Source organism: Streptomyces sp. NPDC055815 (assembly GCF_053616475.1).
In genome coordinates this window covers 1-15,063 of sequence record NZ_JBSHDU010000096.1, presented here as the reverse complement: position 1 = coordinate 15,063, position 15,063 = coordinate 1, and the positions used below count along the sequence as shown (strand labels likewise).

General features: G+C 71.3%; 13 protein-coding genes. 9 read left to right on the top strand and 4 right to left on the bottom strand.

Annotated elements, in window-relative coordinates; all coding sequences use genetic code 11:
* Positions 1-2: 2 nt before the first annotated feature.
* Positions 3-800: an IclR family transcriptional regulator gene (locus tag ACWGN5_RS36845; RefSeq protein WP_453522769.1), complete on the bottom strand. Its 798-nt coding sequence runs from the start codon at positions 798-800 to the stop codon at positions 3-5.
* Between the two features lie 154 nt (positions 801-954).
* Here ACWGN5_RS36845 and ACWGN5_RS36840 point away from each other — a divergent pair, with 154 nt between their 5' ends.
* The 3 genes from ACWGN5_RS36840 to ACWGN5_RS36830 all read left to right on the top strand — a co-directional run bounded on the left by ACWGN5_RS36840 (position 955) and on the right by ACWGN5_RS36830 (position 5,234).
* Positions 955-1,749, top strand: coding sequence for a 3-hydroxybutyrate dehydrogenase (locus tag ACWGN5_RS36840; RefSeq protein ID WP_453522768.1), 795 nt, complete (start codon positions 955-957; stop codon positions 1,747-1,749).
* A 77-nt stretch (positions 1,750-1,826) separates the two neighbouring features.
* Positions 1,827-3,191 carry an MFS transporter gene (locus ACWGN5_RS36835; protein ID WP_453522767.1) on the top strand — a complete coding sequence of 455 codons (1,365 nt, stop codon included), beginning with the start codon at positions 1,827-1,829 and terminating at the stop codon, positions 3,189-3,191.
* Positions 3,192-3,299: 108 nt separating this feature from the next.
* On the top strand, positions 3,300-5,234 hold the full coding sequence (locus tag ACWGN5_RS36830; protein WP_453522766.1) for a helix-turn-helix domain-containing protein: 1,935 nt from the start codon (positions 3,300-3,302) through the stop codon (positions 5,232-5,234).
* 44 nt (positions 5,235-5,278) lie between these two features.
* On the opposite strand, the gene ACWGN5_RS36825 is transcribed toward ACWGN5_RS36830, so the two are convergent.
* Entirely contained in the window at positions 5,279-6,103 is an 825-nt protein-coding gene (locus tag ACWGN5_RS36825) for a dienelactone hydrolase family protein (protein WP_453522765.1), read from the bottom strand.
* 107 nt (positions 6,104-6,210) lie between these two features.
* Between ACWGN5_RS36825 and ACWGN5_RS36820 the strand changes: the two genes are divergently transcribed.
* On the top strand, positions 6,211-7,221 hold the full coding sequence (locus ACWGN5_RS36820) for a GlxA family transcriptional regulator (RefSeq protein WP_453522764.1): 1,011 nt from the start codon (positions 6,211-6,213) through the stop codon (positions 7,219-7,221).
* 172 nt (positions 7,222-7,393) lie between these two features.
* Here ACWGN5_RS36820 and ACWGN5_RS36815 read toward each other — a convergent pair whose 3' ends face one another.
* On the bottom strand, positions 7,394-8,194 hold the full coding sequence (locus ACWGN5_RS36815; RefSeq protein WP_453522763.1) for a GNAT family N-acetyltransferase: 801 nt from the start codon (positions 8,192-8,194) through the stop codon (positions 7,394-7,396).
* A gap of 284 nt (positions 8,195-8,478) precedes the next feature.
* Here ACWGN5_RS36815 and ACWGN5_RS36810 point away from each other — a divergent pair, with 284 nt between their 5' ends.
* Entirely contained in the window at positions 8,479-9,699 is a 1,221-nt protein-coding gene (locus ACWGN5_RS36810) for an alpha/beta hydrolase family protein (RefSeq protein ID WP_453522762.1), read from the top strand.
* 97 nt (positions 9,700-9,796) lie between these two features.
* On the opposite strand, the gene ACWGN5_RS36805 is transcribed toward ACWGN5_RS36810, so the two are convergent.
* Positions 9,797-10,363 carry a TetR/AcrR family transcriptional regulator gene (locus ACWGN5_RS36805; protein WP_453522761.1) on the bottom strand — a complete coding sequence of 189 codons (567 nt, stop codon included), beginning with the start codon at positions 10,361-10,363 and terminating at the stop codon, positions 9,797-9,799.
* A 150-nt stretch (positions 10,364-10,513) separates the two neighbouring features.
* Here ACWGN5_RS36805 and ACWGN5_RS36800 point away from each other — a divergent pair, with 150 nt between their 5' ends.
* The 4 genes from ACWGN5_RS36800 to ACWGN5_RS36785 all read left to right on the top strand — a co-directional run bounded on the left by ACWGN5_RS36800 (position 10,514) and on the right by ACWGN5_RS36785 (position 14,111).
* A complete protein-coding gene (locus tag ACWGN5_RS36800; RefSeq protein ID WP_453522760.1) occupies positions 10,514-11,968 on the top strand; it encodes an MFS transporter in 1,455 nt (484 codons plus the stop codon).
* 96 nt (positions 11,969-12,064) lie between these two features.
* On the top strand, positions 12,065-12,493 hold the full coding sequence (locus ACWGN5_RS36795) for a hypothetical protein (protein ID WP_453522759.1): 429 nt from the start codon (positions 12,065-12,067) through the stop codon (positions 12,491-12,493).
* Complete coding sequence (locus ACWGN5_RS36790; protein ID WP_453522758.1) at positions 12,490-13,389, top strand: Vgb family protein; 900 nt, start codon at positions 12,490-12,492, stop codon at positions 13,387-13,389. Before ACWGN5_RS36795 ends, ACWGN5_RS36790 begins: the two co-directional genes overlap by 4 nt.
* A 110-nt stretch (positions 13,390-13,499) precedes the next feature.
* Complete coding sequence (locus ACWGN5_RS36785) at positions 13,500-14,111, top strand: SMI1/KNR4 family protein (protein WP_453522757.1); 612 nt, start codon at positions 13,500-13,502, stop codon at positions 14,109-14,111.
* Positions 14,112-15,063: the final 952 nt, after the last annotated feature.

Sequence of the window (15,063 nt, the reverse complement as noted above, 5' to 3'; positions counted from 1 at the left end):
GCTCAGGCCACGGAGCCCATCCGATGGCTGATCTCCTCGGCGCCCTGGACCAACAGGGGTGCGAGCTCGTGGATGCGCTCCTCGGTGAAGCGGTACGCGGGGCCGGAGGCGCTGAGGGCGGCGAGGGTCTCGCCGTGGTGGGAACGGATCGGGGCCGCGACGGCGTGCAGTCCGATCTCGAATTCCTCCAGCGTCACCGCGTACCCGCGCTCCCGCGCCTCGGCGAGGTTCTTCTCCAGCTTGGTCCTGGCGGTCAGGGTGTGCGGCGTCAGCTTCCGCAACCTGGATGCCGCGAGCACATCGGCGCGCTCCCTCGTCGGCAGATGGGCGAGCAGGATCTTGCCGCTGGACGTCGCGTGCACCGGGGTGAGCTGCCCGACCCAGTTGTGCGTGCCGACCGCGCCCGGACCGCGTACCTGGTAGAGGTTGACCGCGTAATGCTCCCGCAGGACCGCGATGTTGACGGTCTCGCCGATCTCCTCGCTGAGCCGCTGGCACACCGGCCTGCCCTGCTGGGTGATGTCGAGTCGGCCCGTGACCGCCCCTGCCAGACGGACGATCCCGAAACCCAGCCGGTACTTGCCCCGCTCGGCCGCCTGCTCGACCAGACCGCGCGCCTCCAGCGCCCCGAGCAGGCGGAACGCGGTCGACTTGTGGACGTCGATCTCGGCGGCGACCTCGCTGACGCCCGCCTCACCGCGCTGGGCGAGGATCTCCAGGACGCTGACGGCACGGTCGACGGACTGCACCCCGTTCACTGAGGGAGCCTGCGTTTCGCCATATGCCGAGTGGTTGCTCATGGCGCAACTATAAGCAAGGTCGGATCCTCCCTTCCGAGGGCCCCGCGCCCCCCTGGCAGCTCACGCCTATGGGGTTCGACGCCATTGAGCCGCTCATCACTGTGGTGGTCGCATACATGGGCCGAGCGGAGGGCTCTCCCTACTGTTTCCGGCCATGACGAACACATTTCCCAGCCCGGCCCCGCTGCCGTCACCCGGCCCCGACATCGACCTGAGCGGTCGTACGGCCATGGTGACGGGCGGCGGCAGCGGCATCGGCCGGGCCTGTGTGCTCGCCCTGGCACAGGCGGGGGCCACCGTCCACGTGGTCGACCGGGACGCCGATGCGGCCAAGGCGGTCGCGGAGATCGTCGGGGGCAGGGCACAGGTGGCGGACCTCGCAGACCCCGGAGCCGTCGACCTCCTGCCGGCCGAGGTCGACATCCTCGTCAACAACGCCGGTCTCCAGCACGTGGCCCCGCTCACCGAGTTCCCCCCGGAGCGCTTCGAGCTCATCCAGAAGGTGATGGTCACCGCCCCCTTCCTGCTCATGCGCAGGACGCTGCCGCACATGTACGGGCAGGGCTGGGGCCGGATCGTCAACATCTCCAGCGTCCACGGACTCCGCGCCAGCGCCTACAAGGCCGCCTACGTCGCCGCCAAGCACGCCCTGGAGGGGCTGAGCAAGGTCGCCGCGATCGAAGGCGCCCCGCACGGAGTGACCAGCAACTGCGTCAACCCCGGCTACGTCCGTACCCCGCTCGTCGAGAACCAGGTACGGGACCAGGCCGCCGCCCACGGCATCAGCGAGGACGACGTCCTCAGCAACGTCATGCTGGCCCGCTCGCCCGTCAAGAGGCTCCTGGAGTCGGAAGAGGTGGCCGCCGCCGTCCTGTGGCTCTGCGGCCCCCACTCCGGCTACCTCACCGGAACCTCCCTGCCCCTCGACGGCGGCTGGACCGCCGGCTGAACAGCCCCCGAGAGCGGCCCGTTCACGCGCCACCCGCACCACCCCGTCCCGTCCCCCTGTGAAAACCCGGTGAACCCATGTCTGACACCACCACGCCGAGAGGCGGCATCGGCCGCATCGTCGCCGCGAGTCTGATCGGCACGACCATCGAGTGGTACGACTTCTTCCTGTACGGGTCGGCCGCCGCCCTCGTCTTCAACACGCTGTTCTTCCCGAGCGCCGACCCGCTCGTGGGCACCCTGATCGCGTTCATCACCTACGCCATCGGCTTCGCCGCCCGCCCCCTCGGCGGCATCGTCTTCGGCCACTTCGGCGACAAGATCGGCCGCAAGAAGCTCCTCGTGCTCAGCCTCCTCATGATGGGCGGCGCCACCTTCGCGATGGGCCTGCTCCCCACGTACGACACGATCGGCGTGTGGGCGCCGGTCCTGCTCACCGTGCTGCGCCTCGTCCAGGGCTTCGCGCTCGGCGGCGAGTGGGGCGGGGCCGTCCTCATCGTCTCCGAGCACGGAGGCGACAAGAACCGCGGCTTCTGGGCCTCCTGGCCGCAGGCCGGCGCCCCCGGCGGCAACCTCCTCGCCACCGGCGTCCTCTCGCTGCTCGCCGCCGTCCAGTCGGACGCCGCCTTCCAGTCCTGGGGCTGGCGCATCCCCTTCCTGCTCTCCGGCCTGCTCGTCATGATCGGCCTGTGGATCCGCGTCTCGGTCTCCGAGTCCCCGGTCTTCCTTGAGGCGCAGGCCAGGGCCGAGGCCGCCGCCGCGGCCGGCGCGAAGGAGGAGGCCCCGGTCGTCGAGGTGTTCAAGCGCAGCTGGCGCGAGGTGCTGTCCGCGATCGGCACGCGGTTCGGCGAGAACATCTCGTACTACATCCTGACCTCCTTCCTCCTCGTGTACGTGACCACCCACCTGGGACTGCCGAAGAGCACCGCCCTGAACGCCGTCCTCATCGGCTCGGCCGTCCACTTCGTCACCATCCCGCTGTGGGGCGCCCTGTCCGACCGCATCGGCCGGCGCCCGGTGACCCTCATCGGATCCGCGGGTATGGCCGTGTGGGCGTTCGCCTTCTTCGGTCTCCTCGACTCCAGGTCGTTCCCCGTCATCACCCTGGCCGTCACCGCCGGCCTGCTCCTTCACGGCGCCATGTACGGGCCGCAGGCGGCCTTCATCTCCGAGATGTTCGACACCAAGGTCCGCTACTCCGGCGCCTCCATGGGATCCCAGCTCGCCTCGATCCTCGCCGGCGCACTCGCCCCGATCATCGCCGTGGAACTCCTCAAGGACTACGACTCCTCCACACCGATCGCCCTCTACCTGTCCGCCGCGGCCGTGGTCACCACCATCACCGTGGCCGTCACCCGCGAGACCCGCGGCCGCGACCTCGCCCGCGGACGCGACGAGGAGCACGCCACCGCTCCCGCGGTCCCCGCGGGCGACCGGGTCTAGGACCGACCCACACGTGAGCCGCCCGGTCCGCCGCCTCGACGCGTGTCACGACGGCGGACCGGGCCCACGACCGCCGCATCACCCGCCCCGAGGCCGCGAGGAGGCCCCATGACCGCCGGCCGTCGAGCCGACGCCCGAAAGCCGTCAGCCGCAGAGACGGCCGCGCGCCGCATCCTCGACCTCCTCGCCGCGGACGCTCCGGCCCAGGAGCTCGCGGCACTCCCCGCGCGCTCGCGGGCCGCCGGGGCCGCCCCGGAGGACGTCGAGTGGATCGAGGAGACCACCGAGGTCGCCCTGTCGGTGCGGCGGGTGCTCGACCAGTACCGGCGCCGGGAGACGGAACTCGTGGCGCTCTTCGACACGGCGGGCGACCTGGCCGGCCTGCGGGACCTCGACGCAGTGCTGCGCGCCATCGTCCGGCGGGCCCGCACGCTGCTGGGCTCGGACGTCGCCTATCTGACGCTCAACGACCCCGTCGCGCAGGACACGTTCATGCGCGTCACCGAGGGCTCCGTCTCGGCGGCCTTCCAGCAGCTCCGGCTCGGCATGGGCGAAGGTCTGGGCGGCCTGGTCGCGCAGACCGCCCGCCCCTACGCCAGTACGGACTACCGCACGGACCGCCGCTACCGGCACACCGGAACCATCGACGACGGTGTGGCGGAGGAAGGACTCCGAGGGATCCTCGGAGTGCCGCTGCGGCTCGGCGAGGACATCATCGGCGTCCTCTTCGCGGCCGACCGCACCCCGCGCGAGTTCACCCCCGACGCCATCGCCCTCCTCGGCTCGCTCGCCGACCACGCCGCCGTCGCCATCGACAGCGCCCGCCGGATGGAGGAGACCCGCACCGCCCTCGCCCGGCTCGAAGCCGCCAACGCCACGGCCCGCGCCCACAGCGAAGCCCTGCACCAGGCATCCGACGCCCACGACCGACTGTCCAAACTGGTCCTGCGCGGCGCGGGCACCGACGAGGTCGCGGCCGAGATCGCGGCCCTGCTCGGCGGGGGAGTGGCCGTCCACGACACCGACGGCAGCGAGCTCGCCCGAGTCGGCACCGACCCGGTGCCACCCACCACCGTCACCCTCGACGCCTCGCACAGCGAGGGCCGCGCCGTCCACGCCCACGGCGTCTGGACCTGCGCCGTCCTCGCAGGCGCCGAACCGCTCGGCAGCATCGTCCTGACCGGACGCGCGGACCTCCCCGAAGCCGACCGGCGGCTGCTCGAACGGGCCGCCCTCGTCACCGCCATGCTCCTGCTGATCCGCCGGTCCGTCGCCGAGACCGAGGACCGGGTACGCGGCGAACTCCTCGACGACCTCCTCGCCGACCCCTCCGCCTCGACACACTGGGACGGCGGCAGCCTCACCCTGCGCGCCCGGCGCCTCGGACTCGACCTCACCCGCCCGCACGCCATCGCCGTCCTCGACACCGAGCCGGCCCTGCGCCCCCGACTCGCCACCGAGGCCGCCCGCCTCGTACGCGGGCTCGGCGGCCTCGCAGGCACCCGCCACGGACACGGCGTCCTGCTCGTCCCCTGCGACCGGCCCGGAGCACTCGCCCGCGAACTCGCCGCCGACCTCACCCGGGCCCTCGGCGCACCCGTCACCGTGGGCGCGGCCGGCCCGGGCCACGGACCCGAACACCTCGCCGCCCTCCACGCCGAGGCCCTGCGCTGTGTCACGGCGCTCCACGCCCTCGACCGCACCGGAGAAGGCGCCGACACCGCCGACCTCGGCTTCATCGGCGTCCTCCTCGGCGACCGCGCCGACGTCGGCGCGTACGTCGAGCGCGTCCTCGGCCCCGTCATGGCCTACGACTCCGAACGCGGCACCGAACTCCTGCGCACCCTGCACGCCTACTACGACCAGGGCGCCAGCCTCTCCCGCGCCAAGGACGCCCTCCACGTCCACGTCAACACGGTCGTCCAGCGCCTCGACCGCGTCGCCCAACTCCTCGGCCCCGACTGGAACACCCCGGCCAGCGCCTTGGAGATCCACCTGGCCCTCCGCCTCCACCACCTCTCGCGCGCGGCCGGCGGGCGCTGAACCGGCAGGAACCGACCGGCCCGAAGGCGCACACACCGCCCGCGTCAGGGCCGTACCAGCAGCCGCTCCGCCAGGAAGGCGATGATCTCGTCGCGAGCCCGAACGGTCGGGTGACCGGCCTCGTCGACGAGATGCGCCGTGACGACACTGTGCGGGCAGCCGACGATGTCACGGAAGAACGGCGGCGGGTCGGTGTTCGCCGCCTCGGCGGGAAGGACACGGCCGTCGAAGGCGTCGCCGAGCAGCGCGCGGTAGGCCGCGAACCGCTGACCCGTGCACCACCGGTCGTTCTCGAAGCGGTACGCGAGCACCTTCAGCCCGTCGCGCCCGACCCGCTCGGCCACCGCGGCGGCGTCCTCCTCGCCCAGCTCCAACCCCGCGGGATCATCGAGCGGAAGAGATGGGTGGTTGACCACGGGCGCGACGACGGCGGGTTCGAGAGCCATGGCGAGGGCGAAGTTGCCGGTGAAGCACAGGCCGATGGCACCGACACCGGACCCGCCGCGCTCGGCGTGCGCCCGCCGCGCCAGACCCCGCAGCCAGGCGACCACGGGGCTGGTGCCGCCTCCGGCGAACGCCCGGAACTCGGCGCTCACACAGGCGCGCCGGACGACGGTCTCGGCGGCGTCGGCGAGCGGATAGGCCCCGTCGACGCCGAACAGCGACGGGACGTACACGGAGAAGCCGGCCTCCCGGATCCACCGTGCGAACCGGGCCACGTCAGGGCTGATGCCCGGCATCTCCGGCATGAGGACGACCGCGGGACCCGTCCCGGCGACGTACACGCGCTTGCTCACGCCGTCCACCTCGACCTCCCGGTGCTCGAAGTCGTCGAGAGGGTCGTCGTAGCGCCTGCGTGTGGTTGCCATGACAGGAGGATGGCGGGAGGCTGCTTCCCCGGAGAACCGGCGATCCCGCCACGTCACACGGCGATGTCGCCACGCCATCGCCGCCCGTCGACCCTCGGAGGTGTCGTATGAGCCCGCTGCGGGTGAGTGTCCTCGCCCATCCCGGCTGCTTCGCCTCGGAGGTCTTCGGCGTTCCCGACATCCTGACCATGGCCGCGCACGTCGCCGCCGCCGGCGGGGCCGCGGAGCCCTCGTACGAGGTGTCCGTGGTCTCGCCGCGCCGGCGCGTGGTCGCGTCCGGCGGGTCACGCCTCGACGTCTCGGCGGTCCGCCCGGCGGACGTGCTGATCGTGCCGGGCTTCGAGGCGCCGCCCGACTGCGACCTCGACGCCGAACTCGCCCACCGCAAGCCGGAGATCGCCACGATCCGGGCACAGGCGGAGTCGGGCACCGCGGTGGTGTCGATCTGCGTCGGCGCCTTCCTGCTGGCGGAGGCCGGACTGCTGGACGGGCGCGAGGCGACGACCTCCTGGATCCACGCCGACCGGTTGGCCCACCGCCACCCCGGCGTACGGGTCCGCCGCGAGGAGGTGGTCGTGACCGACCGCGGAGTGACCACCACGGCGGCGTTCAGCGCCATGTACGACTTCGCGCTGCGGTTCGTACGCGAACACGACGGCCCTCTCGTGGCCCGGCGCACGGCGCGCATCGCGCTTCTCGACGAGGCGCGGTCCACCCAGGCGCCGTACGTCGACCGGGAGTTCCTGCCGACGACGGGACGCGGATTCTCGCCGGCCGTCATGCGCCGGCTCGACCAGAACCTCGCCGCCCGCTACGACCTGCCCGCCCTGGCCCGGGAGTTCGGCGTCAGCACGAGGACCATGCTGCGGCGCTTCGGCGACGAGACGGGCCGCACGCCCCTCGCGTACCTGCACAGTGCGCGGGTGCGGCGGGCCCGACACCTCCTGGAGACGACCGACAGGACCGTCGCGCGCATCGCCGCCGAGGTCGGCTACCGCGACCCGGGAACGTTCACCGGCATCTTCGTCCGACACACGGGCCGACAGCCGAGCGCGTACCGCGCGGCCCTGAAAAGCGGTTCCGACCGCGCCGCCGCGCCGCCGCGACACCCGGCATGACGAACCCGGGCTACACGTGGAACGTCCTCAACTACCCCTACAACGACTCGATCTCCTCGGTCCACACCCGGGGCTAGCAGGCAGAGGCGCTCGACGTCGGCCCACGTGACCTGACTGCGGTCGCGTGGGCCGTTGTCGTGAGGCGTCCGCCCGCCCTCGGGACCCGGTGTGATCAGCCCTTCAGGCCGAAGAAGCGCATGGGCGAGTTCGGCTTGAAGCCGATACGCGGGTACACCGGCGCTCCGGCAACCGTCGCATGCAGGGTGGCGCGGGTCAGACCCGTGGCCCGCCCGCCCTCGTACAGCGCCTTCCGCGTCACCGCCTCGCCGTAGCCCCTCCGCTCCCACTCCGGATGGGTCGCGACGAGCACCACGAACAGACGGCCGTCCGCCTCCACCGTCCCGGCACACGTCACCGGAACATCGCCCCGCATCCCCAGGTAGGCGTGCACCCCCTCCTTCCACAGCGACGAGCCGACGAGCCCGTCGCGGCCGTCCTCCAACGGGAACCCGTACGCGAGGGAGTTGAGGTCCGCGAAGGCGCGCAGCTGTTCGTCGGTGGTCACCCTCACGAAGGTCAGGTCGGGGTGGGAAGGATCGGGAACGGGGAGGAGATCTCCCGCCATGCCGGTGCCGGGAAAGGCGTGCTCGAGCCCCGCCCGTTCGGCCGCAGCCTCCAGCGCGTCCCGGGCACCGTCGTCCAGGAGGTCCTCGAAGAGCCACAGGAAGCCGGGCCGCTCCTTGGACCGCATGATCTCCGCGGCCTGGTGCAGGCGCCGCTCCAGCAGCTCCGCGTCGGCGCCGACCTCGGTCAGTGTCAGACAGTTCCAGAAGGCGAACCTGCAGTCGGCCCAGCGAACGGCGATGCCGGGAAGATCACGGACATCCGCCTCCGGATCCCGGTCGAGCACCATGGCCCGCCACGCCACGGCCAGCTGCTCCATCGACTCGGTCGACTCCGCGAGATTCATCACCAGAAACCCCCTTGTACGGTCACGGAAAGTTGCCCGACCAGTACAACGACGCGGCCCACCACGGGGTTCACGGAACTCTCTCCGGTGATCGGAGAAGGCCGGATTCCGATCCCCGGCCGGCCAAGGCACGACCTCGTCGCCGGACGTCACCGTCGACGGCGTCGCCCCAGGGTGTACACCCGTGGGCCGATGTTGCGGGGGAGGGGTGCGTGACAGCGTTGCTCTGTGCCCACGGACCGTCCGTGGCAGCACGATTGACGATTCGTCACCTCGGGAGGGGTTCCATGACCGACACGCCGTTCATCAGCCGGAAGGGCATGACGCGCCGCGGCATAGTGGGAGCGGCGCTGGCCGCCGGGGCGGCCGTGCCGCTGGGCGCCGTGGCCGGCCCCGCGTGGGCCGGCCCGGCCGCGGGCGCCCCCGCCGCGGCGCGGCTCCTGCTTCCCGCGCCGACCGGGCCGCACCCGGTGGGCACCGTCGAACTGCACCTCGTCGACCGGTCGCGTCCGGACGTCATCGCGGGCCCGGGGCACTACCGCGAGCTGATGGCCACCGTCTGGTATCCCGCCCGGGACGCCCAGCGGTACCCGGTGGCGCCCTGGATGCCACAGGGCGCGTTCAAGGCGTTCCTCGCCGATGCCGGGTTCAGCGAGCTTGCCTCCCTGGGGCCGCTCACCGCCGGCCACGTCGGCGCTCCGGTGCAGCGCATGGGCCGACGGCTGCCGGTCGTGGTGTTCTCGCACGGCGCGCACAGCCACCAGGGCGACCACACCGTCGTGGTCCAGGAGCTCGCCAGCCACGGATACGCGGTGGTGACGGTGGCTCACCAGTACGACACGTACACGGAGTTCCCCGACGGGCGGATCGCCGTCCCGTCGGGCGACAGGCGGGCGCCGACGCGGCCGGGGGACTTCGCCGCCGACCTGCGGTTCGTCCTCGACTGCGTCGAGCAACTCGCCGCCGGGTGCAATCCCGACGTCGACCGCAAACAACTCCCTGCCGGGCTGCTCGGCTCCCTCGACCCGCGGCGTATCGGCGCGTTCGGCTGGTCGAAGGGCGGGACGGCCACCGCCCGCGCCATGCTCGCCGACGAGCGCATCCGAGCCGGGCTGAGCCTCGACGGCCCGATGCAGATGAACCCGCCACTGGCCGAGGATCTGGACCGGCCGTTCATGATGATGTCCGCCGTGTTCACCCGAGCCACCGATCCCGAGGCCGCCGCGTTCTGGTCGCATCTGCGGGGCTGGCGACTGAACATCGAGGCCCAGGGCGCCTCCCATGTCTCGTACGGCGACAATGAGGCGCTGTTCCCGCAGGTGGCGAAGCTGTTCGGGTGGAGCGCGCAGCAGCTCCAGGAGGTGATCGGCACCCTCGATCCCGACCAGGCGGTGAAGATCCAGCAGGCGTATCCGCTCGCGTTCTTCGACGAGCACCTGCGCCACCGCCGGAGCCACTTGCTCGCCGGCCCGTCCTCGGCTTTCCCGGCGGTGACGTTCCTCCGCTGAGTGCGAGGAGGGACCACAGCCCCGCCAGTTCCGCGCAGGTCCTAGACGGAACAGGGCGCCGATTCGAGGCCGTTGGGCGTGCGGCCGCCGGGGCGGGTCACAGCAGTCGGTCGACCAGCCCGTCGATGTACTCCGGGGTCAGCGGGACGATGCCGAACAGCACACGGATGTACATCGGGGCCATGACGTGGTCCAGCACGTCGAGCGCGTCAGGTGCGTTCTCGCCGCGTTCCCGGGCGCGGTCGAGCATGGACTGCAGTTGCCGCGTGCGTTCGGCGCGGAGGTCGTCGGCGGCCTGCATGCCCTGCTGACCCTTGTTGGACAGGGCGACGGCCAGGCGGACCAACGCCAGGCCGTCAGGACCGGTGATCTCGCGGGCGACCTGGGCCGCGTACGTGCGCAGGTCGCCGTCCAGGCTCCCGGTGTCGGGCATCGGGGACTGTGCGTTGAGACGGGTGAGCGCCACGTCGGTGAGCAGGGTCTCCAGGTTGCCCCACCGGCGGTAGACGCTGCTGTCGGCCACGCCCGCGCGGGCGGCGACCTCGCCGACGGTGAAGCTGCCGTAGCCGCGCTCGCTGATCAGGTCGGTGACGGCCTGGTGCACGTCCGCGGCGACGCGGGCGCTGCGCCCGCCGGGCCGCCGGGCTCGCTGTTGCTCGTTCATGCCCCCACCTTAACGCAGTCGAGACTTGCGTTTGTGAGCCGGCTCTCCCTACAGTCTCCTAACGCAGTCGCCGACTGCATTAGGGCCTCGGTCGTATCGCCACCCACCTCACCCCCTGGCCGGGCGCAACTGACGATGGAGAGGAACCCCATGCCTGCATCGCATACGGCTTTAGGCAGTCGATCGAGCCGGGCCGTGCTGCTCACGGTGACCTGCCTGGGCCAGTTCATGGTCCTGCTCGACAACACGATCGTCGGAGCGGCGCTGCCCGACATGCAGCACCGGCTGCACACGCAGCTGACGGGTCTGCAGTGGATCGTCGACGCGTACGTACTGCTGGTCGCCATGCTGCTGCTGTCCGGCGGTGTCTTCGCCGACCGGTTCGGCCGCAAGCGGGTGTACCTGACCGGCGTGGCGGTGTTCACCGCCGCGTCGGTGCTGTGCGCCCTCGCCCCTTCGCTCGGCTGGCTGGTCGCCGGCCGGGTGCTGCAGGGCATCGGGGCCGCGGCGCTGAGCCCTGCCTCGCTCGCCCTGCTCGTCGCCGCCTATCCCGTGCCGCAGGAACGCGTCAAGGCGATCGGGCTGTGGGCCGGACTCAGCGGAATCGGCCTGGCCGCGGGCCCCGTGGCCGGCGGAGTGCTGACGGACGCCTTCGGCTGGCCCGCCATCTTCCTGGTCAATCTGCCCATCGGCGCGGTCCTCGTGCTGGTCGGTCTGCGCAGCCTTGAAGAGGCTCGCAATCCGAGCGCCCCCGCGATCGACATCCCGGGGACGGTGCTGTCCGTACTGGGGGTGGGGGCGCTGACGTACGGCCTGATCGAAGGTGGTGCCCGCGGCTGGACGTCGCCGGTGATCCTGGGCAGCTTCGCCGCCGCGGTGATCCTCCTCGCCGCCTTCACCGCCGTCGAAGCGCGCCGCCGGGCACCGTTGCTGCCGCTGAGGCTGTTCCGGCAGCGTCTGTTCACCGTGTCCAACACCGCCATGACGGTGGTGGGGTTCGCGCTCATGGGCTCGACGTTCTTCTTCTCCCAGTTCTTCGTGTACGTCCAGGGGAGCTCGATCCTGCGCGCCGGCCTGCAGACCCTGCCCACATCCCTCGCCATGGTGATCGTCAGCCCGTACGCGGGCCGGCTCGCCGCCCGGCACGGCTTCCGGATCGTCGTCACCACCGGCCTGACCCTGGCCGGCCTGGGCCTTCTTGCGCTCGGCATGGTCCACGCCGACACCGGCTACGGGAACGTGTGGTGGCGGCTGGGAATCGTCGGCATCGGCTTCGCCCTGACCATGTCCCCCCTGACGGGAGCCGCCATCCAGGCGGTCAGCCCGCAGGAGGGCGGCCTCGCCTCGGGCATCAGCAGCACCACCCGGCAGATCGGGGCGGTGCTCGGCGTGGCGGTACTCGGAGCCGTCGTCCGCACCAGGCAGTCCGGCGGCGCCTCCTTCGAGGCCGGCCTCAACAGCGCGTTCGTCGTGGCCGGCGTCATCACCTTGGCCACTGCCGTGCTCACCGGCCTGTGGCTGGCCGTGTCCAAGCCCGCGGAAGTCTCCGCGGATCCACGTGCGGTCAGCACCTTGAACAAGGCATCCGTGAACAGCCCGAACTAGACCGAGTTGCTGCTCGTCCAGCCGCGCAGGCGCATGACACCGTCACGCATGAAGCCAGACCCAGGTCCTGCCCGAGCAAAGGAAGAACAGCACACCGTGTCACCTGATCCGGCCACCGTTCACCCGCTGCCCGCCCACGAGCGCGTGGTGTTCCTCAAGCCGCTCGTCACCTCGCTGACCATCGACGTGGGGGAGTACACGTACTACGACGACCCGGACGGCGCCACGGACTTCGAGCGCCGCAACGTCCTGTACGCCTACGGCCCGGAGCGCCTGATCATCGGCAGGTACTGCGCGATCGCCGCGGGAACCACCTTCCTGATGGCCGGGGCCGAACACCCGGCGATGGGGGTGTCCACGTACCCGTTCACCATGTTCGGCGGCCGGTGGACCGAGCTGCAGCGCGCCGCCTGGTGGGACTGGCCCGCCGACCTGGTCACCGAGCATGCCCGCACCATCATGGCCGGAGCCCCGGCCGACATCGCCCGCATCGCCACCGAGCACGGCTTGGGGAGGCCTCTGTGACCTGGACGTCCATCGAAGAGCACCAGGTGGCCGACAGTTCGGCCGGGCCCTACGCCCTCACCACGGGCCCGGACGGCGCCCTGTGGTTCACCCTCGTCCACAGCGGCCGGATCGGCCGCCTCGTCCCCGGGGAGAAACCGACGAGCCACCGGCTCGACCCCGCATGCGGACCGACCGTCATCACCCCAGGCCCCGACGGCGCGCTGTGGTTCACCGAGTACCGGGCGCACCGGATCGGACGGATCACCACTGACGGCGTCATCGACGAATTCGCCGTGCCCACCCCAGGCTCCGGCTCGTTCGGCATCGCGGCGGGTCCGGACGGCGCGCTGTGGTTCACCGAGACCGCCGCCGACCGGATCGGCCGCATCACGGTGGACGGTGAGGTCACCGAGTTCGCGCGCCCCGTCACGGGCGCGTTCCCGTCCGCGATCACCGCCGGCGGCGACGGCGGGATGTGGGTCACCCTCAACCAGGCGAACGCCGTCGGCCGGATCGACATGAACGGCACAGTCACCCTCCACTCCCTGCCGACGCAGGAAGCCGCGCCGGTGGGCATCGCCGCGGGCCGCGACGGAGCGCTGTGGTTCACCGAGATCGCCGCCGGCCAGATCGGCCGGATCACTCCCGACGGCAAGATCACCGAGTTCCCGCTGCCCGACCGCACCGCACGGCCGCACGCCGTCACCGTCGACGAAGACGGCGCCGCCTGGTTCACCGAATGGGCAGGCAACCGCGTCGGCACCATCACCTCCGACGGCTCCGTCACCGTCCACGACCTGCCCACGCCTCACTCAGAACCCCATGGCATCACAGTCGGCCCCGACGGCGCCCTGTGGACCGCACTGGAGATCGGCACACTGGCCCGCATCGCACCGGCGCCCAGCACCACCTGACCGGACCGGCCCCTCACACCCCATCCACACCATTGGCCCCCGGCTGCCCGCGGACCGGTGACGTGGTCGATGCTGTCGGAGACGTTGCCCGACAGCATCTTCGAGGAACCATGACCGACTACCTGCAGGCCGTCTTCGACATGCTCGGCCCGGCGGACAACCGATATGCGGATCCTGCCGCGTGGCTTCGTCTGGAGGAGGAACTCGGCAGAGAGCTCCCCACGGACTACAAGGCGATCGTCGACGCCTACGCACCCGTCCAACTCAACGGTCACCTTCACCTCCCATCTCATCCGGCATGCGCCGGGCGGGAGCTGGGCGAGGAGATCCGGTCGACGTCGAAGGTCTGGGCCGAGAGCCGGTGGGAGTCCTACGACCTGGAGCCCGACGAGGATCCCCGCGTGATCTGCAATCGCCCACAGATCACCTTCGGCACCCCCGACGGGCTCATCCCACTCGCCGGGACGGACCAAGGAGCCGCCGTCTTCCTTGCCCCAGAGGTCCACGGAACTCCCGACGGCCTGGTGGTTCAGGGGGCAGAGGGCGAATGGGTCGGCCACGCCATGACCTTCGCCGAGTGGCTGTACCGCTACCTGATCGGCGAGGAAATGGCCGGCTGGGACAGCGCGGTCTTCTACCCCGGCCCCGTCCGGCTGGAGTACCTGCCCACAGAACCGGGAGAACGCACCCGCGAGACATACGGCCCGGAGCGTGGCATGTGAGGCCCGCTCCAATGGAGACGAATTCTTGGCCGTCCCGTGCGGCCCCTCGTCCTGGAGCCGGCGCACGACCTCGGCATGCGGTCCACCGTGAGTTGCCCGCCAGTGCGGGGGACGCTCCGAAGGATGGTGGCTTTCTCTCCACGAGGAGAACTGCTCCCGTACCCGAGGGGAGGCCGCAGAGCGTGTCTTGGTACCAGGACCACTGCAGGTCTCGGGCTCAGGCTTTGGCCCAGCTGGGCATCTCGGCCGATTCTTCGACCCAGGCCAGAACCTGATCGACGGCCATGTCAAGATCTGCTGCCGACTGGGGATGGAGATACGCCCCCCATGCCACCTCACTCACGCAGTCGACCGCCGTCACAGAGGCCCCAGCCTCGGCATACACGGCAACGTTGCCCCACCGGCTTCCGAGATCCATGTCCACTTTGGCATCGGGAGTCGTCTTACGACCCGGCCTGTCGGGGCGCCGGTCAGCAGGACGAATCCACAGCACCACGCCGACGCCACGGGCCCGGCACCCACTCTCATGCTCCGCGAACCACGCCTCCAGCCACTCGGGCACTCCACTCACGTCGTCCCCCTCGCCCCGGAATCGAACCAGAACACCATCCTGACAGCGCAGGTCAGGGCAAGGCATACCAGCACCCATGCGAACGCCCCGCATAACTTCGCACAGGACTTGAGCAGCCTTCCTCGCAGTTCTGCGCGCGACTTCGGGATTCGCTCTCCAGATCATCAACTCGTACGCCGACATCAGCTGCCCCCTCATCCGCGGGGGTGGTTCGGCGCGACCCGGACTGCAATCTTGAGGTACGGGTACGCGGGCCCGTCGGTCGACCCCGCTTTCGGCCGGACGCGGTCGCCGGGGACAAGGCGTGCTCGTCCCCGGCGACCGCCCCCACCCGCGCACACCCCCCCAAAAAGCCGGGAAACCCGGGCCAAATGGCCCAGC

Bases quoted from the DNA above. Each gene is read 5' to 3' on its own strand.
- ACWGN5_RS36845 (WP_453522769.1), bottom strand. From the start codon at position 800: ATGAGCAACCACTCGGCATATGGCGAAACGCAGGCTCCCTCAGTGAAC.
- ACWGN5_RS36840 (WP_453522768.1), top strand. From the start codon at position 955: ATGACGAACACATTTCCCAGCCCGGCCCCGCTGCCGTCACCCGGCCCC.
- ACWGN5_RS36835 (WP_453522767.1), top strand. From the start codon at position 1,827: ATGTCTGACACCACCACGCCGAGAGGCGGCATCGGCCGCATCGTCGCC.
- ACWGN5_RS36830 (WP_453522766.1), top strand. From the start codon at position 3,300: ATGACCGCCGGCCGTCGAGCCGACGCCCGAAAGCCGTCAGCCGCAGAG.
- ACWGN5_RS36825 (WP_453522765.1), bottom strand. From the start codon at position 6,103: ATGGCAACCACACGCAGGCGCTACGACGACCCTCTCGACGACTTCGAG.
- ACWGN5_RS36820 (WP_453522764.1), top strand. From the start codon at position 6,211: ATGAGCCCGCTGCGGGTGAGTGTCCTCGCCCATCCCGGCTGCTTCGCC.
- ACWGN5_RS36810 (WP_453522762.1), top strand. From the start codon at position 8,479: ATGACCGACACGCCGTTCATCAGCCGGAAGGGCATGACGCGCCGCGGC.
- ACWGN5_RS36805 (WP_453522761.1), bottom strand. From the start codon at position 10,363: ATGAACGAGCAACAGCGAGCCCGGCGGCCCGGCGGGCGCAGCGCCCGC.
- ACWGN5_RS36800 (WP_453522760.1), top strand. From the start codon at position 10,514: ATGCCTGCATCGCATACGGCTTTAGGCAGTCGATCGAGCCGGGCCGTG.
- ACWGN5_RS36785 (WP_453522757.1), top strand. From the start codon at position 13,500: ATGACCGACTACCTGCAGGCCGTCTTCGACATGCTCGGCCCGGCGGAC.